Below are 25,189 nucleotides of genomic sequence, written 5' to 3' on the forward strand. Positions count from 1 at the left end.
TGACTACCGCGTGCATTTTTTGCACCTTGGCACATCAGCTTTTAATTATTTGCTTTCTTCTACTGCAGAATCAACTTTTCTCTTCTCGTCTTCTTCCTTCTTCTGCGCAGCGTCATCTTTATCTTTCTTACGCTCCATCAAACCTTCTTCGATCACTTTACCAATATGTTTGGTCAGGATAGAAATTGATTTGAAAGCATCATCGTTGGCAGGAATCGGGAAATCAACACCTGAAGGATCTGAGTTTGTATCTACCAGCGCAAAAACCGGGATGTTGAGTTTTTGAGCTTCTGTTACAGCGATGTGCTCACGTTTTACGTCAATCACGAACAATGCTGCAGGGAGTCTGTTCAGATCAGCGATACCACCTAACAATTTTTCAAGTTTAGCTTTCTCACGAGTTACCATGAGGCGTTCGCGTTTCGCAAGGTTGGTGAAAGCTTCGTCTTTCATCAACTTCTCGATCTGCGCGAGTTTCTTCAAAGACTTACGGATCGTAGCGAAGTTTGTAAGCATACCACCTAACCAGCGCTCTGTTACGAACGGCATGTTAAGACGTTTTGCTTCTTCCGATACGATATCTTTAGCTTGCTTCTTCGTTGCTACGAACATGATCTTGCGACCTGAACGAACAATGTTCTTCAGTGCGTAAGTAGCTTCGTCTAAGCATGCTAATGTTTTATTCAGGTCGATAAGGTGGATACCATTATTTTCCATGAAGATGTACTCAGCCATCTTCGGGTTCCACTTGCGGGTGAGGTGACCAAAGTGTGCACCTGCATCCAACAGATCCTGATATGTTAATTTTTCAGCCATTCTCTTGTTATGATTAACGCTTGCTAAACTGGAATCTTCTTCTTGCCTTTCTTCTACCCGGCTTCTTACGCTCAACCATTCTTGAGTCGCGGGTTAACAAACCTTCTTTCTTCAGAGCAGGCTTGTTTTCAGTACTGAACTCAACCAGTGCGCGGGCAATACCAAGGCGAACTGCTTCTGCCTGGCCTTTTACGCCACCACCTTCAACATTTACAGTAACATCATACTGGCCTTCTGCCTTAATGGTAGAAAGAGGTTGTTTTACTGTAGTCTGGTGAATTTCAGAAAGGAAGTACTCCTTCAGATCACGGTCATTCACTTTAATGTCTCCTTTTCCAGGCTTTACATAAACTCTGGCAATGGAGGTTTTTCTTCTACCGATGGTGTTGATGATCTGCATGATATCAGAACTTTATTTCTTTAGGTTGTTGAGCAGTATGAGGGTGTTCGTTACCGGCATAAACATGCAGGCTTCTGAAAAGTTCGCGTCCGAGTCTGTTCTTCGGAAGCATGCCGCGTACAGCGTGCTCGATGAGGCGCTCAGGATGCTTTGAACGGATCATAGTAGGAGTGTGCTCGCGCTGACCGCCTGGGTAACCTGAGTGTGTGAAGATCACGCGATCAGTCCACTTCTTGCCAGTCATTCTTACTTTTTCCGCGTTGATAACAATTACGTTATCGCCACAATCCACATTGGGAGTATAGCTTGGCTTATGCTTTCCACGAATAATGTGGGCAACCTGGCTAGCCACACGACCCAGCACCTGTGCGTTTGCGTCCACTATTACCCAGCCTTTTTCAACTGTAGCCTTATTGGCATTCAGTGTTTTATAGCTATTATGATCCATTTTATTATTAGAGATTCAATTAAAAACACTACCCCTTTCAAAAAGGGACACAAAGGTAAACTGCCTGTCTGGTAAATGCAAGCATGATTCTGAAATTGCTTTAAAATCAATCAAAACAATTTAAAATCGAAAGTAAAGCATTGAAAATTAGACCTTTGGAGAAACTCCCAAAAACTTTATCAGGCGGCAATTTCGGATTTTTTTTGTTCACAAGTCATAATTGGGTAACATTTTAGCATTTATCCGCTCATTATGTCCCCTATTTTGCTGGCTTGAAGTCGTACGAAGCTGCACGTCTTTCCATCTCTTCTTTCGACACGTTTTCAATTACCTGCGCAACCCACCACTGATTTCCGGAAGGATCTCTAAAGCCGCCTTCACGATACCCGTAGAACCGATCGCCTGGTTCCATAATCGATGTTGCACCGTGCTGCAATGCCTTCTTAAATGTGGCATCAGCATCGGGAACAAAAACGTAGATCATACTTTCGGCAGGATAACCAGGCTGTTCCTTCCCCATCATAATAACAGAATCACCGAGACATACTTCGGCATGACGAACCGTTCCATCAGCCGAAGTTAGTTTTTCAGTTATCTCCACATCAAGCACGTCTTTTAAAAAGATCAGCAGCGCTTCGATGTCAGCTACCATCAGGTATGGACATACCCGTGAGTAACCTGCCGGTGCAGGATTTTGGTTGGATGTTGTTTTCATAAGCTTTTACAGTTTTAACTGCACGAAGCTATAACATGACAAACGCTGGGGATTGTATGAACACGACATGCTACGAAAGCTGAATAAAATTATCCGCACGATTGTAAACAGGAAGACTAACATACTCACCCGGAGAAAGACCGGAAAATTCTTTGAACTCACGAATGAAATGGGACTGGTCGAAATATCCTGCGGCATAGGCTATATCTGTCAATGTTTTCATCGAGCCGGACTTTATAAATCGTAGTGACGCGTGAAACCGCATTAACCGCGAATATACTTTGGGAGACACCCCAACGGAGGCGTTGAACTTTCTTTCCAACTGACGATTCGATATACCTGCGTGTTGAGCGAGCCGGTCAACCGCCACATTGCCGAACTGGTCTATCACGTGCAGTATACATTGATGAAACTTATCGCTTGCTGCTACAGCCCGTATACTCTTCTGGTACAAGTAGTCTGATAGTATATTAACTCCTTCAGCATCTGTTTCGGTTTCCAGTATTCGCTCCTGCAGTTCAGAGAACTCTGCTTTACACCATTCATCCAAAGGTATATGCTGATGTGTAAATTCGTGAGAAGGAATTTTATACAGCAGCGGCAGCGCATACGGATACAGGTATACCCCTATCATTTTAAAATTACCGGTCATTGAAAACGAGCGATGTTCAGTAGTCTGTCCGTTAATTGCACCGTATTGATTTTTGAAGAAGAACACCAGGCTCGGAAAACCTTCCGCCAGTAATTTATATTGAACCGGAAATTGAGAACCTCCGTTATATTCGAGCACCCAGAAAAATCTTACCAGGTGCTGGAGTGCTGCGGGCGGCTTGATTTCCTGGTAATGCATGGGAATTGGAAGATTGGAAAAATTTTAAGATTGAAAGATTTTAGGATTCGTGGCTTAATTTATACTTGAATTTAAATAATAATAACGTAGTGAATACATCGTCAGCTTATAAAAGAATTGTTGTTCGTGATGTTGTTGAGGAAACTAAAAATGTAAAGTCTTTTCAATTGGAGTATGCTGATGGTTCGCCTTTGCACTATACACCGGGACAATTCATTACGTTTATCTTTCCCAAGAATGGTACTAATGACGGTGATCGGAGAAGTTACTCGTTCTCTACAACGCCCGGGATAGACGCCATTCCCACCATAACGTTGAAACGAATTGAGAATGGAGAATACTCGCGGTGGTTTATCGATCGGGTAAAGCCTGGCGACACTTTGCTCACCATTGGTTCGTCCGGGCATTTTACGTTACCGGAAAATCTGGCGAATTATAAGAAACTGATCTTCCTGGCGGCCGGTAGCGGCATCACTCCGATATACTCATTACTCAAGCATGTATTAACAACGTATCCTGCGCTGCAGGTGGTATTAATTTATAGCAATCGCCAACCTGACGACACTATATTTTACAAGGAGCTGAATGAACTTCAAAAGAAATATAGCGATCAACTCACCATCGAGTACCTGTTCAGTACGTCACGCAATCTTTCACGGGCACGGCTCGGCAAATTCTTATTGGAAGATTTATTGAAGCAATATTCAGGCACCGATCATCGTGACACACTTTTTTACCTGTGCGGTCCGTATGAGTATATGCGTATGGCTACGATCGTTCTTCAAACTGAAGGTGTACCTGCCGATAACATCCGTAAAGAAAATTTTGCAACGCGAAAGCCTATACAAAAAAATGAACCTTCTGATCAAGACAAACATGCCGTAGAGCTACGACTGAATGGCAATGTATATACGTTTGAAACGCAGTTTCCGGAAACCATTCTGCAGCATGCTAAAAAGCTGAATATACCTATACCCTACAGCTGCGAATCAGGACAATGTGGTACGTGCGCAGCATCATGCATAAAAGGAAAAGTATGGATGTGGAACAACGAAGTGCTGGTGGATAGCGAAGTGGAAAAAGGCAGAACACTTACCTGCACGGCATACCCGGTTGGTGGCGATGTTATTCTGGAAATAAAATAGAATTACGGTAGCAGCTATAGCTCTATACCTGCTACCACGTATGACGGATATTAGCTGTTAATCTCTAACTGTTTCACCAGTGCCTGCAAATCTTTGGGATAAGGCGCTTCTATTTTTTGCGTGTTGCCTTTCATATCGGCAAAGGTGAGCGAGTACGCATGCAGCGCCATACGTTTCATGATGGGCTGCTCTTCCGTTTGCTTCTTTAAATTGAAACCGCGCTTTACACTCGATAGAAAAAATGGTTTACCGCCATAAAGTTCATCACCAGTAATAGAAGCCTTCAACGTTGAAAGATGAATTCTGATCTGGTGCATTCGTCCGGTTATCGGTCGGCACTCCACCAGCGTATGCAGCTTGTATGACTTGATAGAAGTAAAATACGTTTGTGCCTGTTTACCTTCACGCCTGCTGATTTTTACTATACCATCATCCTGTTTCAGGATCGGAAGATCAACCAGTTCATCTTTAAAGTTATGAATGCCATCCGCAACGGCATGGTATATTTTGGTGACTTCACGTTTTTCAAACTGCAAACTCATGTGGCGGTATGCTTCCGGATTTTTAGCTATCGCCAGTACACCGGATGTATCTTTATCGAGACGATGACATACCTGTGCTGTATCAACATACTCGCGGGCTAATCCGAGCAGGTTAACTTTCGAGTTCCGGTCTTCAAGTGTAGCAACAAACGGAGGTTTATTGATGAGAATAAAATCTTCGTCTTCGAAGAGAATAAGTTCTTCTAAATTGATTTTGGCAGCCTTCAAGATAATTCCTTTTAGTTTTAGTCAGCCTGGTGATGCTCGGCAGCATCCGGCTTAACACGCGGCAATTTAAAACTAAAAGTAGAACCTTTACCGGGTTCGCTCTCTACTTCGGCTTTTGTATTGTGCCCGTCAAGGATATGTTTCACGATGGCGAGCCCCAAACCGGTACCGCCCTTCTCGCGACTTCGGCTTTTATCGACACGGTAGAAACGTTCAAAGATGCGGGTTTGATGTTCAGCCGGTATACCTTCGCCAAAGTCGCGCACCTTGGTAACAACATTTTTTTTGCTGATGTCGAAACTCACCACCACATCGGAGCCATCGTTCGAATGTTTGATGGCATTGCTGATCAGGTTTGTCATCACCTGGCTGATGCGCTGCCAATCAGCATATACCAATGCTTTATGATGGGCGCCTTCTACGCGTAATTTTATATTCCGCTTCTCGCCTTTTTCTTCAAACTGTTCAAACACTTCTTCGGTAAGCTTGTGCATATCGATTGTCTCAAAATGCATTTTTATCTGACCGGTTTCAATATGCGAGAGTGTTAGCAAGTCTTGAACGAGCATATCCAGACCATCCAGACTCTTCGCGGCTTTCTTCAGAAATTTTGTACGCACTGTTTTATCATTCACAGCGCCATCAAGGAGTGTATGCACAAATCCCTGTGCGGCAAAAATCGGTGTCTTCAGCTCGTGCGATACATCGGCAATAAACTCTCTGCGGAATGCTTCGAGTTTTTTAAGTTCATCAATTTCCTTTTGCTTCAACTCGGCAAAAGAGTATATATCTTCATTTATTGTTTTGAGCGGGTTCAGCGGAGCTGTTTTTTGTCTGTCGATCTTGGCAAGTTCTTTCTTTTTCAACTTACCCATCAGCTTGTATATTTTATTGATCTCACGAAAGATGAGAAACTCCAGCACTGTAAAAATAAGCAGGTACGAAACCGAGAAGCTGATGGCAAAAGCAACCAGCAACGCACTGGCAGCAATACTTTTGAACAACGAAAGAAATAAAGACGTGATCAGGGCAATGCAGAACGCAAGAAGCAGAGCAAGACCGCGGGAACTGTAAACCATGTTCGTTTAGCCGTTAATCGTTATTAGTTAATCGTTATCCGTAGATAAATGCAGACGCAAGGTAAGCAAAGCCTTTTTGTTGTCTGTGTCTTCTTCGTTATCTCTGTGCAAGAGATTTTATAATCGTTAGTATATATCATTATGCTGTTATAAAAGCAGCCAGGATTAATGCCGTTACCACAATGCCGGTGGCTATAATTACAATCGCCTGACGTGTTACCTGTAGTGGTGAGGTTGCAAAGCCTGCATTTGTTACAGCTAATGCGAGCATCTTCTGGCGGTGTACACAAGCCAGGTGTATAAATACGCAGAGTACGGAAAGCGAGTAATAGGGTATAAAAAACAGATCGGCCGGATGGTTCTTTACGCCCCATGCAGCGAAATGAAAATCAGTCTCTACATTCCAGGAATAGCGTCCAAGCAATACGGCACGAATATGAAAGAGTAGGAAAAACGAAAGGTATAGCCCGCTGATAACCTGCAAAAGATCATATAGATTTTTTCTGAATCCTTTTTGCCACACCAGCATTAAACCAACAGTTACCTGTATAAGCGCGCTCAACAACAAAATTACTTCTACCGGAGGAAAGCGGTAAACATGGCGGAATAAATTCATAACGCGTATGTGCGTATCAGGACCGCCCCATGCGAAAAGATGATTGACAATATGAAAGAGAAAGAAAGTGGCCAGTATTATACCGGAGTATCGGTGAATTTTCTTCAGGCGTTCAATATTCATACGATGTCGATTCCGAAAGCCAAATTACACGATCTGCCTTAATAGAATTAGCATGAATGAATAAAACTCAACAAAAATCCGATCAAGTTAATAATAACAGGTATATCATAGATATACCAACACCTCTGAATAACTCCCGGATAACGGATAACAATTAACGGATAACGACTACTAGTTGAGACTGAATTTATACCCTACACCTTTCACTGTAGTAATAAAGTCATCACCAATCTTTTCGCGCACTTTACGAATGTGAACGTCTACCGTGCGGGCGAGTACATATACATCGGAACCCCAGATGTTCTGCAACAGATCTTCGCGACTAAATACTTTATTGGGATTCTGCGCCAGGAAATATAGCAGCTCGAATTCTTTCTTCGGGAGGTTGATCTCCTTCTCGTTTACTTTTATAGTATAGCTGGTGCGGTCAATCGTAAGTTCACCAATCGTAATGAGACTGGAAGGCGATGACTTTTTAGAATCTCTTCTGAACAACGCACTGATGCGGCTCATGAGTGCACGCGGCTTGATTGGCTTGGTGATATAGTCATCTGCACCCACATCAAACGCAGCTACCTCTGAATATTCTTCGGAGCGTGCCGTGAGGAATACAACAAATGTTTTTTGCAGTTCAGGGATGTCGCGCAGCAACCGGCAGGTTTCTACGCCATCCATCTTGGGCATCATGATATCAAGCAATACCAGATCCGGTACAAACTTTTTAGCAATGTCCACAGCTTTTGAGCCATCAGACGCAGTTTTCACATCGTATCCGCCTTTTTCGAGGTTGTACTTCAGAAGTTCCAAAATCGGTTCTTCATCGTCAACGACAAGCACTTTGTGCATTTGCTTGTTTCCCATGGTTCAACTATTTGCTTCAAAAATATACATAAAAAAGCCCATTAAAAACCGGGAAGTGTTTCTTAACAATTCCTTAAGCCCGGATAACAATTCGGTAATAGCAAAAGGTTTCGGGCGTTAGAGAAAAGGATACTTCTCGCTCAGGTGAAGGATGTAAGCACGCAGGTCGCCATGAAAAACGGTGCTCCATTCTTCTCCGAAAATATTCTGTTTCGATTGATACTGCCGGAAGTTCATGAAGTAAGCGTTGTTGGGTAGCTTATCCTTAAATCGCTGCGAAGGATTTTTGGTAAGGGCCAGCGAAAGCGTATCGAGGTTATCAATGATCTTCTGAATCGCAGCCTGCTTTATTTCTTTTTTCTTTTCCAGCGGATCGCTCTCGTGCATGCCACTATATAAACTATCGAGCAGGTGCGCCCCACGCAGCATGTGGTCTACATACTTCAGGTAATCCTTATCTTCATCAATATAGGTTGTGTACTCTTTCGAATCACGACCATATTTATAGATCAGAAACTTCTCGGCACCTCGATCGCCAATGAACGTAGCCAGGTTCTCATTAAAGTCTACACTATCTTTTACAAAGATGGTAGCGTGCGACATTTCATGTATAATTAGATTCGCGAGATCGCCTTCACTACGACTAAGCATTTTGCTAAGTATAGGGTCGGTAAACCAACCGAGTGTTGACCAGCCCCCCGGATTACGAACGATCACATCATAACCTTCCCCTTCCAACTCTTTTTTCAGATTGAACGCGAGCTTCTGGTTGAAGAAACCTTTGTAGGGAACAGAACCAATCACCGGGAACTTCCACTCTTTTGGTTTCAGCTTGAAAGGTTCAGCCGCCAATACCACCCACATTACTTCTTTACCTTTTTGATCGTATAGTGTTTTATAGTTCTCGGTGTCTTTGAGGCCAAGTGAATCGATCGCATACTTTCTTACTTCATCGATCAGCCTCAGTCTTGCTTTGAGTGAATCCGGAAACGAAGGATCGGCCATGAACTCTTCCACTGGTCGCGCATTCCATACGATGTTCAGTTGCCCGTATCCCTGCCGCACACCATAACTCACCAGATCCCAAAATACGACCAAGAGAATAGCAACCACCAGGAGAAGTGCCAACAAAACGCGCTTGATGATTTTACCGAAACGACTCTTCATGCAACAAAAAATATTTCTTCGATCTATAGCCTGCAAGATAAAAGTATACCTCAACTTTGTATGCGGCTCCGACAGCGGTTAACGGGAATTCAACGGACAGGGCGGCAACCCGAAAAAGCTAAAAAACTGCTCCATATCAGCAGATTCATTTTGATTCTCTATTTTAATTAGTAATTTTAAACCCAATTAAACTAATAAAAATAGTTAATACTTTTTTAGGTTGATGATTGATTACTGAAGTGTACTTCTGATTGATCCTTTGTACTTTCAAAACTGAAAACGAGACCAGCCTAATTGACAGACGAGAAATAAAACAACTGAATATGAGCGATGCAAAAGAAAAACTGAAGGCACTTCAGTTAACGATTGACAAACTGGAAAAAACGTATGGTAAAGGTACCGTGATGAAACTGAGTGATGAGAAAGTGGTGGATATCCCTGCTATCTCAACCGGTTCTCTGGGACTTGACATTGCGCTGGGTATAGGTGGTATACCGCGCGGAAGAATTATCGAGATCTACGGACCTGAATCGTCTGGTAAAACTACGCTTACCATGCATTGCATCGCGGAAGCACAGAAGCGCGGTGGTCTTGCAGCGTTCATTGATGCGGAACACGCGTTCGATAAATCATACGCTGAAAAGCTTGGCATTGACACCGAGAATCTTTTGATCTCCCAGCCCGACAACGGTGAGCAGGCTCTTGAAATTGCCGATCACCTGATCCGCTCAGGGGCTATCGATATCATTGTCATTGACTCGGTTGCCGCCCTTGTACCAAAAGGTGAATTGGAAGGCGAGATGGGTGAAAGTAAAATGGGCTTACAGGCCCGCCTCATGTCGCAGGCGCTTCGTAAACTTACCGGTACCATCAGCAAAACAGGTTGCTCCTGTATCTTCATTAACCAGTTACGCGAGAAGATCGGTGTAATGTTCGGTAACCCTGAAACAACTACGGGTGGTAACGCTTTGAAATTCTATGCATCAGTTCGTCTGGATATTCGCAGAATTGGTCAGATCAAAGAAGCTGCTGATGATATTACCGGTAACCGCGTAAAAGTAAAAGTGGTAAAGAACAAAGTAGCACCTCCGTTCAAAGTGGTGGAGTTCGATATCATGTACGGTCGCGGTATATCTAAGTCAGGAGAGATTATCGATCTGGGTGTAGAACTTAACGTTGTTCAGAAATCCGGTTCCTGGTTCTCATACAACGGTAACAAACTTGGCCAGGGTCGTGATGCCGTTAAACAACTTATCGAAGATAATCCTGAACTGATGGATGAGCTCGAAAAGAAAATCAAGGAACACCTGGCTGGCGTAGAAGGCGCTAAAGTTCTGGAAGAAAAAGAGTAGTGAATATACACTTAGTCATAAGAGACATTAAAGCAAAAGCCCGCGAGCATCTCACGGGCTTTTATATTTATATACCGACAGCTTCCGCCATCGTCTACATATACGTATATATCAGGTGGCACGAATGGCAATTACCGGGTCAAGGCGTGCTGCCAATGCAGCGGGTACAATTCCGGAAACAAGTCCGATCACGGTAGAAACTGTTAAGCCTAATACTATATTTTTAAACGTGAGCGTAACGATCAGTGACCCCATCGGGATAAACGTTATCAGATATACCAGGAAAAGTCCCGCGAGCCCCCCGATAAGACTGAGGAAGATCGCTTCAAACAGGAACTGGAATAGTATAAAGTAATTTTTAGCTCCGAGCGATTTCTGTAGACCAATCACACTCGTTCGCTCTTTTACCGATACAAACATGATGTTGGCAATACCGAATCCTCCTACAAGTATTGAAAAACCTCCGATAATCCAGCCGGCAATACCTACTACATCAAATAAATTACCAATGATGTTTGCAAGTGCTTCGGGCCGGTTAACGGCAAAGTTATCTTTATCTGCCGGGCGCAATCCTCTTCGGGTACGCATGATACCGCGCACTTCGTTTTCGAGTTCAACCAAACCTATATCTGATTCCAATCCGCGGATACCTATACTTGATTCCATCTCATCCCAGCGGCCGGAACCTGTCTGGTATAATTTTCGGAACGTAGCATACGGTACAATGGAAACATAGTCGTTACTCGGTGTGCCCATAAAACTCTGTCCTTCCTTCTTTACCGTACCGATCACAGTAAATTTCCGGTTCTTTATCTTAACAACTTTACCGATAGGGTCATCATTCGGGAAAAGCGTTTTCGCGACTTCAAACCCGATGATCACTACATCTCTGCCTCCGGCAATTTCATCGGTGGTCAGGTAACGGCCGCGTTCAATGTTCACGGTAAATATATTGTCGTACCCTTCGCTACCTCCTACCAGGCGCACATCGCTTATACTATTGTTGTCACGCTTTACAGTCATGCGTCCGCGGTCGGCATAAATCGCGATCGAGCTGCTATATTTCAGGTTCTCCTGTAAAAATTTATACTCATTATAAGAAGAGTTAGGCCTTCTCCAGAAGTCCCACCAGCGATATTCGCCATCATTATCAGCAAGCCAAGGCCATTTATCAACGTAGATTACGTTCGTGCCTATAAAATTGAGACTGTCCTTGATATTTTTCTCAAGTGAATCCACCAGCGTGAGCACTGCGATAATGGCAAAAATCCCTATCGTTACGCCCAGCAGCGACAGCACTGTGCGCAGAATATTGGACTTCAGTGCCCTCCAGGCAAACCGGAAACTTTCGAAAATCTGGCGTAAAGTATACATACTGGTAATTAACGCAGTGTTAGATTGATTGGGTTTGTCGGTTTTATACCAAACAAATTACTTTTTTAAGACTAAAAAACTTGCTTTTTTGTTACAAGTCTGAAAAAAACGGCACCTTTTGTCGCAAAAGCCAATTGTTGCCTTATTTTTGCAACCCAAAATAAAATTTACCCTTTATTGGGCATACTTTGCATTAACGAATATGAAGTTATCCGAATTTAAATTCGAACTCCCCAACAACTCTATTGCCCTGGACCCAGCCGAGAACCGTGACGAAGCACGTTTGATGGTTGTGCATAAGGACTCTGGTAAAATAGAGCATAAAATATTCAAAGACATCGTTGATTATTTTGACGATGGCGATGTAATGGTTGGTAATGATACCATGGTGTTCCCTGCCCGTCTTTACGGACGAAAGGAAAAGACCGGTGCAAAGATTGAAGTATTCCTGCTGCGCGAACTCAATGCAGATATGCACTTGTGGGATGTACTGGTTGACCCGGCCCGCAAGATCCGCGTGGGTAATAAACTATATTTTGGTAATGGCGACCTGGTTGCTGAAGTTATAGACAACACAACTTCTCGCGGTCGTACCATTCGTTTTCTTTTCGATGGTGACTCTGCTGCTTTCGATAAAGTAGTAGAAACATTGGGAGAAACTCCGCTTCCTAAATATATCAAGCGCAAAGTAAAGCCTGAAGACAAAGATCGCTTCCAGACAATCTTCGCTAAAAATAAAGGTGCTGTATCAGCTCCTACCGCTGGCCTTCACTTTACACGTCAGTTATTGAAACGTCTTCAGTTGAAAGGTGTCGACATGACTTACGTTACGCTTCACATCGGCTTGGGTACATTCCGGCCGGTAGATGTTGAAGATCTCACCAAGCATAAAATGGATTCCGAAAACTTCATTGTTGGCAATGAAGCTGTCGATATGGTAAACAAAGCTCTCGATAACAAAAAGAGAGTATGTGCTATTGGTACTACTACCATGCGCGCATTGGAGTCTGCGGTATCAGCAACGAACCGCCTGAAAGCACGTGAAGGATGGACTGATAAATTTATCTTTCCTCCGTACGATTTCAAGATCTGCAATGCGATGGTAACAAACTTCCACATGCCAGAGTCAACATTATTAATGATGGCCTCTGCCTTTGGTGGATACGATCTCATCATGGAAGCGTACAGAGTTGCCAAAAAAGAAAAGTATAAATTCCTCACCTACGGTGACGCAATGTTGATCATCTAGTTGAAGATCTGCACTATATTTTCGAAGCCAGCTCGTATAGGGTTGGCTTTTCTTTTTATTGGAAGATTGAAAAATTATAAAATTTAAATACAGGCTATTGGGAAGATAAATCTTCCAATCTTCCAATCTTCCAATCTTCCAATCTTCCAATCTTCCAATCCTATAATTTTCCAATCTTCAAATGGAGAGATTGTTTATATTGAACAAACTCAACACCTATAGACAAAACAATCTTTCAATTTTCCAATTTTCTAATTTTCCAATCCATCAACCAACACCCTATGAAAAGGAGAAACTTTCTGAAGAATGGTCTTACAACCGCAGTAGCATCCACAGCATTAGGAAGTGCTTTTGCCGGAGCAGCAACTGATCGCGCATCGTTATCACCAGCTGAAAGAACATTCAAGTGTAACTATGCACCCCACGATGGAATGTTTGCCAACCATGCCGGTAAAGATTTTGTCGATCAGATAAAATTCATGTACGACCAGGGCTTCCGCAGTATTGAAGACAACGGTATGCTGAAGCGCTCCAAGGAAGAGCAGGATAAGATTGGTGCTACATTAGCCAAGCTTAACATGGTAATGGGCGTGTTCGTTGTAGATGGTGGCGACAACTGGAAAGTATCTTTAACAACAGGCAAGCAGGAATTCAAAGATAATTTTATAAAGACCTGCAAGGCTTGTGTGGAATTAGCCAAGCGTGTAAATGGCAAATGGATGACCGTTGTTCCGGGATTTTTTGAGCGCAACATTCCTATAGGTATACAAACGGCCAATGTAGTAGATGCCCTTCGCAGAGGCGCTGAAATTTTTGAACCGCATGGTCTCGTGATGGTACTTGAACCACTAAGTGATACTCCGGAGTTATTCATGCGTTACTCCGACCAGACCTACGAGTTATGCAAAGCGGTGAACAGTCCGGCATGTAAAATATTATATGATGTTTATCACATGCAGCGTAACGAAGGCAACATCATTAACAATATAGATCGTTGCTGGGATGAGATCGCATACTTTCAGATCGGTGATAACCCGGGACGCAAAGAACCTACCACCGGAGAGATCAACTATAAGAACATATTCAAGCATGTTTACGATAAAGGCTACCGGGGCGTGTGGGGCATGGAACACGGTATAGCGAAGTCAGGCAAAGAGGGTGAACTCGCACTCATCAAAGCCTATCGTGAAGTAGATACTTTTTAAGATATATTCTGCCCTATAGATGCTGCACCTTGCATCTATAGGGCTACACGCTTATGGGGGCAAACTTTTCTTTTCGGCTCCTGAAACCCTGCCACTTCATTTTAGTTAAATTCGAGTGATTAACACCCATACCCATGAAGCGAACCTCTACTGTCGCAGCTATTTTTATTATACTCTCCTGGACCACTCCGCTATACGCACAAATTCTGAAAGACCTGAAGAAAGCGGCTACCGATGTTGGTAAAAGTCTTAACACCAAAGAGAACCGCGATAAGCTGTTTAACCTCGCCATGAAAGACATGGAGCGGGCCCGTGCCGAGTTCGACTCTTCTGATTTTGACTACGCCATTCTGTTAAGCGATAATGCTGCCTTGTTCGATGTAAAAGAAAAAGGTGAGACAGCCGCTCGCTTTACATCGGCCGTATCGCTCACATCATCATACTTAAAAAATGAAGAACTATCGGATGCCGAACTTGCCCGCTTTCATCGCGAAGCCGGCGAGGTATGGTATGCCAATGGAAAATTTACGCTTGCCGAGAAAAAATTTATAGCCGCCAAGCTTGCGTACGAAAAAGCAAGTCTGAAAGAAGATATAGGTTATCTCAAAACTATCTCCAACCAGGGATTACTATATGCCACCATGGGTCGCTTTACCCAGGCTGAAGAGTTTACGGTGGAAGCGCTCACCATGCGCAAGACTAAATATGGCGACAACAATACCAGTGTGGCGGCATCACTCAACAATTACGGAGTGCTAAAGTATAATCTCGCACGCTACAACGAAGCAGAGAACGATTTTGAGGCATCGCTCGGCATTATGAAGGCAAACAACCTGCAGGCAGCGATGCCTTATGCTATAGCATTGAACAACCAGGCTATGCTCTTTCAGGCTATTGGTAGATTTGAAGAAGCTGAGAAAATTCTAAAGGAAGCAATTGCGATTGCTGAAAGACTTCAAAGCAGTAAATCCAGAAATCATTTAAAGTTCCTGGCAAACCTCGCCCTGCTATATCAGCAGATGGGTAAATATCCGGAAGCAGAAACTATATACCTGGGCATGGAGAAAAGGCTCGGCAAAAACAGTCCTGACTATGCTGCCATGCTCAACAACCAGGCCGCGCTATATATGGTCATGAATAAAGAAGATAAAGTAGAAGATCTTCTGAAACGTTCGGCCGCTATCTATAAATCCAACTTCAACGAAGAAAACCCGGCATACGCCAAAGCCATCAGCGACCTCGGTAACTTTTATCGCTATAAAACCAAATATACCGATGCTGATCCGTTGTTACAGAAAGCTCTGGCCATTCGTGAGACAACGTTGGGCAAGAATCACCCGCTATACGTACAGTCGCAGGAAGACCTGGCTATACTTTACTGGAAACGTAAAACCTGGGAAAGTGCGTTCATGATGTACCGCGATGTAATGGACAAATCGCTGAACTTCATCAACACGTATTTCCCGCCGATGAGCGAAGCAGAGAAAACCAAGTACTGGGATATACTCTCGCCACGGTTTCAGCGATTCTATAATTTTGCTATAGAAGGCAGTGAGGATAATATACACATTATTGAAGCACTTTACGATTACCAGATCGCCACCAAAGCATTACTCCTTAACTCAACCAATAAAGTAAAGCAGGCGATTCTTTCCAGTAAAGATGCGCAGCTTATTAAAGATTACCGTACGTGGCTTGACCAGAAGGAGACACTCGCACGTTTATATGCTTACTCCAAGCAGGAATTAAAACAACAGAGTATAAATCTCGATTCGCTTGAACGTGCAGCCAATGCGATGGAAAGAAAGTTATCCGAACGCTCAGGCGATTTCTCTTCAGGGTACTCTGCTAAAAAAATAAGTGTGGATCAGATCAAAGCTCTGCTCACAGATACGGAAGCTGTCGTAGAAATTATACGCGTTGCCAGGTACGACCAGAAGTTTGAGAATGACGCCCGCTACCTTGCGCTTGTCGTAACGAAAGCAACGGAAGTACCCAAACTGATTGTGCTAGACAATGGCACACAACTCGATACACGCTATGCTAAATTTTATCGTAACGCAGTACAGCAACGTATAGCCGATGAATACTCGTACGATCAATACTGGGCGCGTATCGAGCCCGAGTTGAAAGGAAAGAGACTAATCTATATATCTCCTGATGGCGCCTATAACCAGATCAACCTCAATACACTAAAAAAACCAGGTGCCGATTATATCATCAATCGTTATGACCTCGTCATTCTGGGTAACTCTAAAGATCTCATTGCACTGAAGAGCAAGAAAGCAAAAGCGCCCAAAAAGAATGCTACATTGTTAGGGTTTCCGGATTACGGAGCCGGAGATATAGCAGCATTACCGGGGACCAAAGTAGAGATTGATAATATAGCCAAAGTATTAAAAACATCAGGCTACCAGGTAACACAGTATACACAAAAGACTGCCACTGAGAAGAACCTGAAAGCAATCAAAGCCCCTACCCTTGTACACATTGCCACGCATGGATATTTTCTGAAAGATATAGAAAGCAGTGGTGCTGCCTTTGGTATACATCTTGAAAATGCCAACGACAATCCTTTACTTCGTTCGGGCTTGTTATTAACAGGAGCATCCGGAACAGTGAGCGGTAAACGAACGCCAGACCTGGACAGTAACGACAACGGTATACTTACTGCTTATGAAGCGATGAACCTAAATTTAGAAGGAACCGACCTGATTGTATTAAGTGCATGCGAAACCGGACTTGGTGATGTAAAAGCAGGTGAAGGAGTATACGGACTGCAGCGCGCATTTCTGGTAGCCGGTGCCGATGCACTGATCATGAGTCTCTGGAAAGTAGACGATGCCGCCACCCAACAACTGATGAGTAATTTTTATACCAGTTGGCTAAAACTCGGCAACAAACAAAAAGCCTTCAAGCAAGCCCAACTGCAACTCATGACTAAATATAAAGATCCCTACTACTGGGGCGCCTTCGTCATGATGGGCATGTAACGTAAACACGTAACAACATACACACATAAACACGTAAAAGATGGAATTTAAAAAACTAGGAAGCTCGTCAGTAAAAGTTACCCCGATGGCATTTGGTGCATGGGCTGTTGGCGGATGGATGTGGGGAGGAGCCGAAGAGAGTGCTGCATTACGCGCGATACGTGCTTCGTATGATCTCGGCATGACTACCATTGATACAGCACCGGTATATGGCTTCGGTCGCAGTGAAGAACTCGTAGGCAAAGCGTTGCAGGGTATACCGCGCGATAAATACCAGATACTGACTAAATATGGTTTGAACTGGGAAACCGACCAGGGCGAATTCTTCTTCGACACAACCGACAATCAAGGTAAACCACTGAAAGTATACCGTTACTCGGGAGCTGCCAAGGTAATTAAAGAATGTGAGGACAGTTTACGAAGATTAAAGACCGACTATATCGACTTGTTACAAATACACTGGTCGGATGCAACAACGCCTATAGGAGAAACGATGGGTGCCGTTGCTAAATTGATAGAGCAAGGTAAAGTACGCGCAGCCGGTGTTTGTAACTATAACACCGAGCAGGTTGATGAAGCTCTTAAGACTGTAAAGCTAGCTTCGAACCAGGTTCCCTATAGCATGATAAACCGCGGCATCGAAAAAGATGTAGTACCCCAAGCCTTGCAAAAAGGATTGAGTATAGTTCCCTACAGCCCGCTGCAGCGCGGCTTACTCTCCGGCAAAATAAAACCTGGCTATAAATTTGGTGAAGGCGATACACGCGAGAACAACAAATTCTATACTGCCGAAAATATAAATCGCGCCAACGCATTGCTACAGAAAATAAAACCTATAGCAGATGCACACGAAGCAACGCTATCTCAACTCGTCATCAACTGGACAACGCGCCAACCTGCCATGGACTGCGTACTGGTGGGTGCACGAGACGAGAACCAGGTAAAAGAAAACGTAAAAGCACTTGAATTCAGACTCACAGATGAAGAGCTGAAAATAATCGACAAGGCTGCGAGTGAGTTCGTACTTGCAGACCTTTGAAATAGCTGCGAGCTTTGAGTTACGACAAGAAAAAATACATATATATATTCGTTAGTAGCAGTTACATTGAATATAGTTGTAACAACCAGAGGCTACCAGCCTGAAGCCTGCAGCCCAAAAAAAGAGGAGCTACTTTTCATTCAGTAACTCCTCTTTTTAAAACTCGAAGCTCAAATCTGGCAGCTAGCAGCTAGTTTAATTCGCAGGTACGATCTTCACTATCATCCCCGGGCTCTGCGTGGCAATATATATGTACCCATCAGGTCCTTGCTTTACCATGCGTACGCGGCCTACTTTCTCAAGAAGTCTTTCGTGTTTTACATATTTACCGTTGTCAACTTCTACACGTGATATATGGGTTTGTGCCAGTGCGCCTACCAGGAAGTTGTTTTTCCAGTTCGGGTATATATCGCTGATAACTTGGGCCATGCCGCAAGTAGCGATGGAGGGAACCCAATACCATACCGGTTGTTCCATACCATCTTTCTTGGTGATGTCGGTTATCGGAGTGCCATCGTAATTTATACCGTAGGTAATAACAGGCCACCCATAATTTTTACCAGCTTCAACTTTATTTAGTTCGTCACCACCTTTCGGACCGTGCTCTACGTCCCATAGCTCACCCGTTGTAATGTTATATACCAACCCCTGAGGATTGCGATGTCCGTAGCTCCATATTTCAGGTTTAGCTCCGGCTTTATTTACAAATGGATTGTCAGTTGGGACAGTACCATCTTCATTTAAGCGTAGCACTTTTCCGAGGTGATTGCCAAGGTTCTGTGCGTTCTCTTTAGTACCACGCTCCCCTGACGAAAAGAATATATGTCCTTTTCCATCAAACACAATGCGCGAACCAAAGTGTACTTCAGAGTCAACGAAAGGTTGCGCTGAGAATAATTCTTTAAATTCGATAAAGGCATTACCATTCAGTTTAGTTCTGGCAATGGTTGTACCGCCACCACCTTCACCGGGTTTTGCATAACTTAAATATATCCAGCCATTGGTTGTATAATCAGGGTGCAAGGCTATATCTAACAAACCGCCCTGACCATGATCGTATACGGCCGGTACATTTTCAATTTTCTCATCGAGTAATTTACCATCCTTTATAATTCGGATCTCACCTTTCTTTTCCGTTACCAGAATTCTTCCATCGGGTAAAAAGGCCATTCCCCACGGGTTGTCCAATTTATCCGTCAATGTGTCAATCGTGAATTTTAATTTTTCAGATTCAATTACAGTAGCGACTGGTGTTGCTGTGTCCGGGTGTTCAGTTCCGTTTTTCTCTGAGCACGCCACCACCGATGCGATCAGTAACGCATATACAATTCCTTTTTTTAGGGTCATAGATGTGTATTTGTACAAGTATATAGTTGGATTAAGGGAGTGAAGATAGCAGAAGTCAGTAAGGCACCAATGCTGTCTTACAACCTTTTTGACGAAAGGAAGAGTTTACCTGTCAATCGGACGATTGCTCCTGATTAATCTCGGCTACGATGTCCACAATGCTTCTATCGTTGATCCTGACATCCGTCAGCGCTGCCTCGCCATTGCGTACACTCACCACGGCATAGGCAATCTGTGTTGAATCATTCCGTTGCGATTCCCAGTATATCTTTTCCGCTTCACTGGCTTTCGATTCTTCCAGGTAAAAACGATCGAACGGGTATTCGATCCACACGGCATAGGGCTCGTACGTTGACACAAAATCAACGCGTGCCTTTACATAGTCTTCATCCTGCGGCTCGGTTACAGAAACGTTACGAATTCTCGCAAAGCCTGCCGAGTCGGTGAGTGATACATATATATCATGAACATTTAACCACTCATTGTAGTCCTTCACCTTAAAATGATTCTCGGCAAAACTGAGCACTATATATTTACCCCTAAACGGATCAGCCGGATCAACAGGCGCTGTCTTGAATTTATATACCTTGCCTTCACTGAGAACGGCTTCCTGATCAACAATCATTTTGGCAGGCACATACCACTGCACCAGACACATCACTATAAATAACGGAAGTATAATCTTTTTCATGATGCTATGCGTTCAATTCCTGCTTACGTCTTTTAACCATCCAGATGTTGGCAATGAAGAAGCCTGCTCCTACCAGCACAAAAAGTAAACCACGTGCTACAAAACTCATATCGAGATCGAAGAAGCGACAGATAATTAATGCCGTAAGTATTAACAAACCGTAATTCAGCAGGCTAAGTTTATTTTGTCTCGCACCATCGCGAATGGTAAACACTCCAAAGGCAAACAAGAGTATATTGTCCAATACCCTGGCCAGCAATGGCAGTTGATAACTTACAAGCATCAATATCAGTACTACCGCAAAAGCATAACTCTTGGCATTGATCGATGTAAAAGATTGTCTCACTCCTAACACGATCAGCAACATAACAGCCATAGCAAATGTGACCCAGTACGGATATGCGTGTTGCAGGGCAACGCGGTATACACTATCGTTAAACACTTCCGTCCAGAACCATTCAAAGCTCATAAAGAGTAGTAACGATATTAGCCCGAGGCTTCCTGTTACCAGGAACCCGTTGCTGATAAGCCTGCGTTCGCGAATCTTTTCAATCTGCCCGATGAGAATAAAAACACAGAACACATTGATATATACCGCCAAGATTAATTCCCGGAGCATACCACTGAACATACCCAGCACCACCGTAACCGATAATGCAATAAACCAGGAATGAAACGCGAAGAAATTACTTTGAATACGCTCTTTGTATAAGATATAGTAACGCGGAAGCACTAACGCAAGTAATAACCAATACCACCACGCTATAGTATCCGAATATTGAAAATAACTCAAGTCGCATACATACCAGGTTATACCCACCATATAGAGTAACGAAGCCAGCGATGAGCGCATGACATAGATTACCGGCAAGGCCACGATCATCCACAAAAACAAAAAGCCGTACAGGGTACCTTCGATATTATATACCTGGCTTACGATGGAAATACTGGCCGCAATCGCCAGGAAAAGAAATGTAGCAGCTCCCTCCCGCCATGCCGTGCTGTCCGATTTACGAAGCAGCACAAAACCACAAACCGCCTGCCCGATAAGCAAAGGCAATAACGCTATACCAAGCTTGGGTACTTTACTGAGTATATCCCAGTTGTGAGCGATGATCAGAATAATACCCAACCCCACGAGCAATGCTCCCAGGATACCGAAGACTATAACCAAACGATTTGGTGCATGCTCTTCCTTTTGTTGATAGAAGGCTCGTATCCGCTGTGCAGTCTCTTCGGTTATAACATTGGCTGCAACAAGCTCGGGCAGATCTTTCAGGACAGGTTTACTCATATAGCAGGGTATCGGTATTTGCAAAACGTAGCATATACCGGATATATTGCGGTTTGACAGGGTATAAGTTACGAGTTAATATTTACTTCTGAAACGTATAAGCCGTTACACTGTTGCCATAGAAAGTTTGGAACGTAAAAAATTTTATTCTTAGCATCACAACTAACATCGGCGCAACTTCAGCTGATACATTTTTTATAGCGTATGTTTTATTCAACGTAAGGCTAATACAACTGCGATCAAGTTCGCGAAAATATAGGACACTACTACTATTCTGGAACCAATTCTGTTCACACGCAACGCAGCCTCTGTACGCCCGCTGTCATGATACTTCAGCGCAATGGCAGAAACTACCAGTGTCATAAAAATAGCAAAGAAGGTAAACGCATGCAGTGTGTCTACCAGGGTAAACGTAGACGACTCCGGCAATACGGAATCAATAATATACTTGTTACCAACGGCTGCAAACAAACCACCCACAGGCAAACCGAACCGAGGTTCCAGCTCGGAAGGATGTGGCGTAAAACTTACTATAGCAATGAGAAACGCTATATACATACCAATGAAGATCTTCATGAACAATCCCCAGGCATTGCGTTCAATATCCATTTCGATGTTAAACGTGGAGAACACTTGGCCGGTCACCGTTGAATCACCAAAGCCTGTCTCATAATCGTTACTCTTGCTTAGTACCTGAAAGTTTTTGATCGTCCAGCCATCGATCGCTTCCTTTTCATCAAATCGGCTTCCTTTCAGGTCGGGCACAAATACAAGACTCCGGTTATCAAACAATGCGTTCTCGATCTGTACTTTCAGGTGTTGCTGGTCGAAGGGAAAATCCTGTACATCCCACTTCTCTTTCATGGTACATTTCATTTTCATGATCGCCCACGATTTACCTTCCACACTATCAACAATGATATCGGGTGGCTCTATTTCTTTCGCATTGGGAATGTCGAGTTGTTTGGAAAAATCGAAGTCAGCATTATCGTACACAAACCACAGCCAGAACCGAATGGTATATTCTTTATCGTGAAAGTTGATATCGTGTACACTGATTACATACGCTCCCACCTTTACGGTATCGGGTACGCGTTCTTGTTGTGCATACGCAGTGGCCAGCATCAGCGCCAGACACACAGCAAAAAAATATTTTAACATGTAAAGCAGATCAGGAAGCTCAAAGGTAAACGTTTTGCCCGTTTTAAAGAAGTTATCAAAGGTTCGGAACTTTGGAAATGCCGTGTTAATTTGGACGCAAATTTAAACTGCTTATGTATACCGGATTATTACATACCCATTCATCCATTCGCTATCTCGTATTGTTGTTACTGATCGCAGTGATCATCAAATCATTGATCGGCTTGATGAACAAAAAGCCATTTGAAAAAGCAGACAACATGCTCAGCCTTTTCTTATTGATCTTTACGCACATTCAATTCCTCGCAGGCTTAGCGCTATATTTTGTAAGTCCGTTTGTACAATTCGGCGGTCAGACCATGAGTGATAAAATGACACGCTATTGGACAGTGGAACATATCACCGGTATGCTCATCGCTGTGGTACTCATAACCATTGCACGTTCAACTTCAAAACGTATGAGTGATCCGGTTGCCAAGCATAAACGTCTGTTCATCTTCAACACGATCGCACTGGTTATCATTATCGCTGTGGTGCTGCAGGGTGGTCTCAAAATCATCGGCAGCATACGGATGTAAAATCAATGTAAGTAATTACATATAAAGCTATAAAATAACGGTATGGCTATCGACAAACCGGGCAATTGCCCGGTTTTTTTGTGTATTACGAATGCTCTTATTGTCTTAACTTTACTCTGAATAACGTTAATTAATAACCTTCATGAAAACCCCACTTTTACTCGTTTTTACTTTGCTCACTTTTTGCGTGTTCGGCCAGACGGCTCAACAGCCGATGGAACGTTATGAGCTTGTTAAAATGGACAAGAATGTAAACACGTTTCACCACGAAGCTGCTCCGGTAATTTCTCCGGACGGCAACACGCTTTACTTCTTTGTTCAGGACCACCCGGAGAACACACAGGGTAAAGATGATACACAGGACATCTGGGTATCGAAGAAAGATGCCAATGGCGTTTGGGGTAAAGCCGAACACTTGCGCAATCCGTTCAACATTCACCGTTCCAACCAGGTGTTCACAGTATTTCCGGATGGAAGTCTTTTTATTAAAGGCGGAAGAACCAAAGGTGAAAAAGGTTTCTCGATTGTTACCGGATCTTCCCTGCGCGAACTGGATGTAAAAGATTTCAAGTCGATGAATCAGGGTCGCTTTTATGGCGCAAGCATGTCGGCCGACATGAAGCACATGATCATATATTTTAGTGAAAAAGAAAACAGTCCGAACAGCGATCTCTACGCAAGTCATGTTCAGCCTAACGGATCATGGTCTAAACCCGAGAAATTAAAACTAAGCACAACACTGGATGATGTAGGACCATTTATAGGACCGGATCAAAAAACACTATACTTCGCAAGTGCAAGACAATCGCCCGGCAGACAAGGTGGTGTTGATATATATAGAACAACACGCCTGGATGATACGTGGATGAATTGGTCTGAACCTATTAACATGGGCAAGCCTATCAACACCAGTGCACTAGACTACTACTTTACTATTGATAACGCAGGCAACGTATTTACCAGCCGCGCGAACAAAGCTATGGACGGTGCACAGCTCGATCTATACCAACTGGTACCGAAGACATTCAAAGTACAGTTAACCGGTGTTGTGTTGAATGAAAAAACACAGGAACCATTACAGGCTAACGTTGAGATAAAAGTTACCGATCGCGAACCAATCGCACTGCGTTCAAACCCACAAGGTAAATTTGACACCAAGGCACCGGAGATGCAGGCGTTTACCATCGCTGCGCGTACGGAAGGTTTTATACCGAAAGAGCAGTCATTCAAATTACCGGTACTCAAAAAAGATACTACCATATTTATCGAGATACTCTTGAAACCGGTAGCTAAAAAATTACTGGTAAGCGGTAATGTATACGATAAAAAAACCGATAAGCAGATTGCGGCTAAACTGGATATAACACTGCGCAACGATCGCAAGACAAACTTCAAAGTAGATGCTTCACGCGGAAGCTATGAAAAAGAAGTACCGAAACTCGGCTGGTATATGATAACTGCTTCTGCAGAAGGTTATCTTAATTCAACGGATAGTGTTCAACTGGAAAGTGAAGAACTCTCTCCCGCCATTCGAGATTTATACTTGTTGCCGATCGAGATTGGTGTAACAGTGCGTCTTAAAAATATATACTTCGATTTCGACAAGACTACGCTGAAGAAAGAGTCTTTTACAGAACTTAATAAAGTGGTTGATTTCCTGAAACAGAACAGCACAGTTGAAATTGAAATTGCGGGGCACACGGATAACAAAGGTTCGGATGACTATAACGCCAATCTTTCACAAGGTCGTTCGCAGGCTGTGGTAGATTATCTCATCAGTCAGGGAATTGAAAGTTACCGCCTCACCGCACATGGCTATGGCGAAAGTAAACCAATCGACACCAATGATAGCGATGCAGGCCGCGCCAACAACAGACGCGTGGAGTTTACGGTGGTGAAGAAGTAAGCTTCATCAAAAGTATATATACGCAAAGAGC

23 protein-coding genes are annotated in these 25,189 nt (G+C 43.5%); 8 read left to right on the top strand and 15 right to left on the bottom strand.

Translation table 11 applies throughout. The features are described from left to right. Positions 1-45: 45 nt before the first annotated feature. The 5 genes from rpsB to ACFQ21_RS13960 all read right to left on the bottom strand — a co-directional run bounded on the left by rpsB (position 46) and on the right by ACFQ21_RS13960 (position 3,229). Positions 46-816 carry a 30S ribosomal protein S2 gene (gene rpsB / locus ACFQ21_RS13940; protein ID WP_377579832.1) on the bottom strand — a complete coding sequence of 257 codons (771 nt, stop codon included), beginning with the start codon at positions 814-816 and terminating at the stop codon, positions 46-48. A gap of 13 nt (positions 817-829) precedes the next feature. Next, positions 830-1,216, bottom strand: coding sequence for a 30S ribosomal protein S9 (gene rpsI, locus ACFQ21_RS13945; protein WP_377579833.1), 387 nt, complete (start codon positions 1,214-1,216; stop codon positions 830-832). Positions 1,217-1,220: 4 nt separating this feature from the next. Next, positions 1,221-1,664: a 50S ribosomal protein L13 gene (rplM, locus tag ACFQ21_RS13950; RefSeq protein ID WP_377579834.1), complete on the bottom strand. Its 444-nt coding sequence runs from the start codon at positions 1,662-1,664 to the stop codon at positions 1,221-1,223. Positions 1,665-1,923: 259 nt separating this feature from the next. Beyond that, positions 1,924-2,379 (bottom strand): VOC family protein, encoded by a 456-nt coding sequence (locus ACFQ21_RS13955; protein ID WP_377579835.1) that lies wholly within the window; start codon positions 2,377-2,379, stop codon positions 1,924-1,926. Between the two features lie 70 nt (positions 2,380-2,449). After that, positions 2,450-3,229 carry an AraC family transcriptional regulator gene (locus ACFQ21_RS13960; protein WP_377579836.1) on the bottom strand — a complete coding sequence of 260 codons (780 nt, stop codon included), beginning with the start codon at positions 3,227-3,229 and terminating at the stop codon, positions 2,450-2,452. Between the two features lie 89 nt (positions 3,230-3,318). Between ACFQ21_RS13960 and ACFQ21_RS13965 the strand changes: the two genes are divergently transcribed. After that, the gene (locus ACFQ21_RS13965) at positions 3,319-4,374 is read left to right on the top strand and encodes a 2Fe-2S iron-sulfur cluster-binding protein (protein WP_377579838.1); all 1,056 of its coding nucleotides are present in this window, start codon (positions 3,319-3,321) and stop codon (positions 4,372-4,374) included. 50 nt (positions 4,375-4,424) lie between these two features. On the opposite strand, the gene ACFQ21_RS13970 is transcribed toward ACFQ21_RS13965, so the two are convergent. The 5 genes from ACFQ21_RS13970 to ACFQ21_RS13990 all read right to left on the bottom strand — a co-directional run bounded on the left by ACFQ21_RS13970 (position 4,425) and on the right by ACFQ21_RS13990 (position 8,990). Next, positions 4,425-5,144, bottom strand: coding sequence for an RluA family pseudouridine synthase (locus tag ACFQ21_RS13970; protein WP_377579839.1), 720 nt, complete (start codon positions 5,142-5,144; stop codon positions 4,425-4,427). A gap of 17 nt (positions 5,145-5,161) precedes the next feature. Continuing rightward, complete coding sequence (locus ACFQ21_RS13975) at positions 5,162-6,223, bottom strand: sensor histidine kinase (protein ID WP_377579840.1); 1,062 nt, start codon at positions 6,221-6,223, stop codon at positions 5,162-5,164. Positions 6,224-6,362: 139 nt separating this feature from the next. Beyond that, positions 6,363-6,962, bottom strand: coding sequence for a hypothetical protein (locus ACFQ21_RS13980; RefSeq protein WP_377579841.1), 600 nt, complete (start codon positions 6,960-6,962; stop codon positions 6,363-6,365). A 171-nt stretch (positions 6,963-7,133) separates the two neighbouring features. After that, positions 7,134-7,823 carry a response regulator gene (locus ACFQ21_RS13985; RefSeq protein ID WP_377579842.1) on the bottom strand — a complete coding sequence of 230 codons (690 nt, stop codon included), beginning with the start codon at positions 7,821-7,823 and terminating at the stop codon, positions 7,134-7,136. 117 nt (positions 7,824-7,940) lie between these two features. Further along, positions 7,941-8,990: an aminopeptidase gene (locus tag ACFQ21_RS13990; RefSeq protein WP_377579843.1), complete on the bottom strand. Its 1,050-nt coding sequence runs from the start codon at positions 8,988-8,990 to the stop codon at positions 7,941-7,943. 323 nt (positions 8,991-9,313) lie between these two features. Here ACFQ21_RS13990 and recA point away from each other — a divergent pair, with 323 nt between their 5' ends. Then, positions 9,314-10,342, top strand: a complete 1,029-nt coding sequence (gene recA / locus ACFQ21_RS13995) for a recombinase RecA (protein ID WP_377579844.1) — start codon at positions 9,314-9,316, stop codon at positions 10,340-10,342. Positions 10,343-10,453: 111 nt separating this feature from the next. On the opposite strand, the gene ACFQ21_RS14000 is transcribed toward recA, so the two are convergent. Next, a complete protein-coding gene (locus tag ACFQ21_RS14000) occupies positions 10,454-11,716 on the bottom strand; it encodes an ABC transporter permease (protein ID WP_377579845.1) in 1,263 nt (420 codons plus the stop codon). Positions 11,717-11,918: 202 nt separating this feature from the next. Between ACFQ21_RS14000 and queA the strand changes: the two genes are divergently transcribed. The 4 genes from queA to ACFQ21_RS14020 all read left to right on the top strand — a co-directional run bounded on the left by queA (position 11,919) and on the right by ACFQ21_RS14020 (position 18,202). After that, entirely contained in the window at positions 11,919-12,965 is a 1,047-nt protein-coding gene (gene queA / locus ACFQ21_RS14005) for a tRNA preQ1(34) S-adenosylmethionine ribosyltransferase-isomerase QueA (RefSeq protein WP_377579846.1), read from the top strand. A 281-nt stretch (positions 12,966-13,246) separates the two neighbouring features. Next, positions 13,247-14,170, top strand: coding sequence for a hydroxypyruvate isomerase family protein (locus ACFQ21_RS14010; RefSeq protein ID WP_377579847.1), 924 nt, complete (start codon positions 13,247-13,249; stop codon positions 14,168-14,170). Positions 14,171-14,304: 134 nt separating this feature from the next. Next, the gene (locus ACFQ21_RS14015) at positions 14,305-17,163 is read left to right on the top strand and encodes a CHAT domain-containing tetratricopeptide repeat protein (protein WP_377579848.1); all 2,859 of its coding nucleotides are present in this window, start codon (positions 14,305-14,307) and stop codon (positions 17,161-17,163) included. A 40-nt stretch (positions 17,164-17,203) separates the two neighbouring features. Further along, positions 17,204-18,202 carry an aldo/keto reductase gene (locus ACFQ21_RS14020; protein WP_377579849.1) on the top strand — a complete coding sequence of 333 codons (999 nt, stop codon included), beginning with the start codon at positions 17,204-17,206 and terminating at the stop codon, positions 18,200-18,202. Positions 18,203-18,397: 195 nt separating this feature from the next. Here the strand turns inward: ACFQ21_RS14020 and ACFQ21_RS14025 are convergent, their stop codons facing one another. The 4 genes from ACFQ21_RS14025 to ACFQ21_RS14040 form a co-directional block, all read right to left on the bottom strand. After that, positions 18,398-19,549, bottom strand: coding sequence for a PQQ-dependent sugar dehydrogenase (locus ACFQ21_RS14025; RefSeq protein ID WP_377579850.1), 1,152 nt, complete (start codon positions 19,547-19,549; stop codon positions 18,398-18,400). 112 nt (positions 19,550-19,661) lie between these two features. After that, positions 19,662-20,240, bottom strand: coding sequence for a GDYXXLXY domain-containing protein (locus tag ACFQ21_RS14030; protein ID WP_377579851.1), 579 nt, complete (start codon positions 20,238-20,240; stop codon positions 19,662-19,664). Between the two features lie 4 nt (positions 20,241-20,244). Beyond that, entirely contained in the window at positions 20,245-21,534 is a 1,290-nt protein-coding gene (locus tag ACFQ21_RS14035) for a DUF2157 domain-containing protein (protein ID WP_377579852.1), read from the bottom strand. Between the two features lie 213 nt (positions 21,535-21,747). Further along, positions 21,748-22,695 (bottom strand): hypothetical protein, encoded by a 948-nt coding sequence (locus ACFQ21_RS14040; protein WP_377579854.1) that lies wholly within the window; start codon positions 22,693-22,695, stop codon positions 21,748-21,750. A 113-nt stretch (positions 22,696-22,808) separates the two neighbouring features. Between ACFQ21_RS14040 and ACFQ21_RS14045 the strand changes: the two genes are divergently transcribed. Then, positions 22,809-23,252 carry a cytochrome B gene (locus tag ACFQ21_RS14045; RefSeq protein ID WP_377579855.1) on the top strand — a complete coding sequence of 148 codons (444 nt, stop codon included), beginning with the start codon at positions 22,809-22,811 and terminating at the stop codon, positions 23,250-23,252. Between the two features lie 142 nt (positions 23,253-23,394). Then, positions 23,395-25,158 carry an OmpA family protein gene (locus ACFQ21_RS14050; RefSeq protein ID WP_377579857.1) on the top strand — a complete coding sequence of 588 codons (1,764 nt, stop codon included), beginning with the start codon at positions 23,395-23,397 and terminating at the stop codon, positions 25,156-25,158. Positions 25,159-25,189 lie beyond the last annotated feature (31 nt).

Source organism: Ohtaekwangia kribbensis (assembly GCF_042676245.1).
Taxonomy (GTDB): domain Bacteria; phylum Bacteroidota; class Bacteroidia; order Cytophagales; family Cyclobacteriaceae; genus Ohtaekwangia; species Ohtaekwangia kribbensis.

Bases quoted from the DNA above. Each gene is read 5' to 3' on its own strand.
- rpsB (WP_377579832.1), bottom strand. From the start codon at position 816: ATGGCTGAAAAATTAACATATCAGGATCTGTTGGATGCAGGTGCACAC.
- rpsI (WP_377579833.1), bottom strand. From the start codon at position 1,216: ATGCAGATCATCAACACCATCGGTAGAAGAAAAACCTCCATTGCCAGA.
- rplM (WP_377579834.1), bottom strand. From the start codon at position 1,664: ATGGATCATAATAGCTATAAAACACTGAATGCCAATAAGGCTACAGTT.
- ACFQ21_RS13955 (WP_377579835.1), bottom strand. From the start codon at position 2,379: ATGAAAACAACATCCAACCAAAATCCTGCACCGGCAGGTTACTCACGG.
- ACFQ21_RS13960 (WP_377579836.1), bottom strand. From the start codon at position 3,229: ATGCATTACCAGGAAATCAAGCCGCCCGCAGCACTCCAGCACCTGGTA.
- ACFQ21_RS13975 (WP_377579840.1), bottom strand. From the start codon at position 6,223: ATGGTTTACAGTTCCCGCGGTCTTGCTCTGCTTCTTGCGTTCTGCATT.
- ACFQ21_RS13980 (WP_377579841.1), bottom strand. From the start codon at position 6,962: ATGAATATTGAACGCCTGAAGAAAATTCACCGATACTCCGGTATAATA.
- ACFQ21_RS13985 (WP_377579842.1), bottom strand. From the start codon at position 7,823: ATGGGAAACAAGCAAATGCACAAAGTGCTTGTCGTTGACGATGAAGAA.
- ACFQ21_RS13990 (WP_377579843.1), bottom strand. From the start codon at position 8,990: ATGAAGAGTCGTTTCGGTAAAATCATCAAGCGCGTTTTGTTGGCACTT.
- recA (WP_377579844.1), top strand. From the start codon at position 9,314: ATGAGCGATGCAAAAGAAAAACTGAAGGCACTTCAGTTAACGATTGAC.
- ACFQ21_RS14000 (WP_377579845.1), bottom strand. From the start codon at position 11,716: ATGTATACTTTACGCCAGATTTTCGAAAGTTTCCGGTTTGCCTGGAGG.
- queA (WP_377579846.1), top strand. From the start codon at position 11,919: ATGAAGTTATCCGAATTTAAATTCGAACTCCCCAACAACTCTATTGCC.
- ACFQ21_RS14010 (WP_377579847.1), top strand. From the start codon at position 13,247: ATGAAAAGGAGAAACTTTCTGAAGAATGGTCTTACAACCGCAGTAGCA.
- ACFQ21_RS14015 (WP_377579848.1), top strand. From the start codon at position 14,305: ATGAAGCGAACCTCTACTGTCGCAGCTATTTTTATTATACTCTCCTGG.
- ACFQ21_RS14020 (WP_377579849.1), top strand. From the start codon at position 17,204: ATGGAATTTAAAAAACTAGGAAGCTCGTCAGTAAAAGTTACCCCGATG.
- ACFQ21_RS14025 (WP_377579850.1), bottom strand. From the start codon at position 19,549: ATGACCCTAAAAAAAGGAATTGTATATGCGTTACTGATCGCATCGGTG.
- ACFQ21_RS14030 (WP_377579851.1), bottom strand. From the start codon at position 20,240: ATGAAAAAGATTATACTTCCGTTATTTATAGTGATGTGTCTGGTGCAG.
- ACFQ21_RS14035 (WP_377579852.1), bottom strand. From the start codon at position 21,534: ATGAGTAAACCTGTCCTGAAAGATCTGCCCGAGCTTGTTGCAGCCAAT.
- ACFQ21_RS14040 (WP_377579854.1), bottom strand. From the start codon at position 22,695: ATGTTAAAATATTTTTTTGCTGTGTGTCTGGCGCTGATGCTGGCCACT.
- ACFQ21_RS14045 (WP_377579855.1), top strand. From the start codon at position 22,809: ATGTATACCGGATTATTACATACCCATTCATCCATTCGCTATCTCGTA.
- ACFQ21_RS14050 (WP_377579857.1), top strand. From the start codon at position 23,395: ATGAAAACCCCACTTTTACTCGTTTTTACTTTGCTCACTTTTTGCGTG.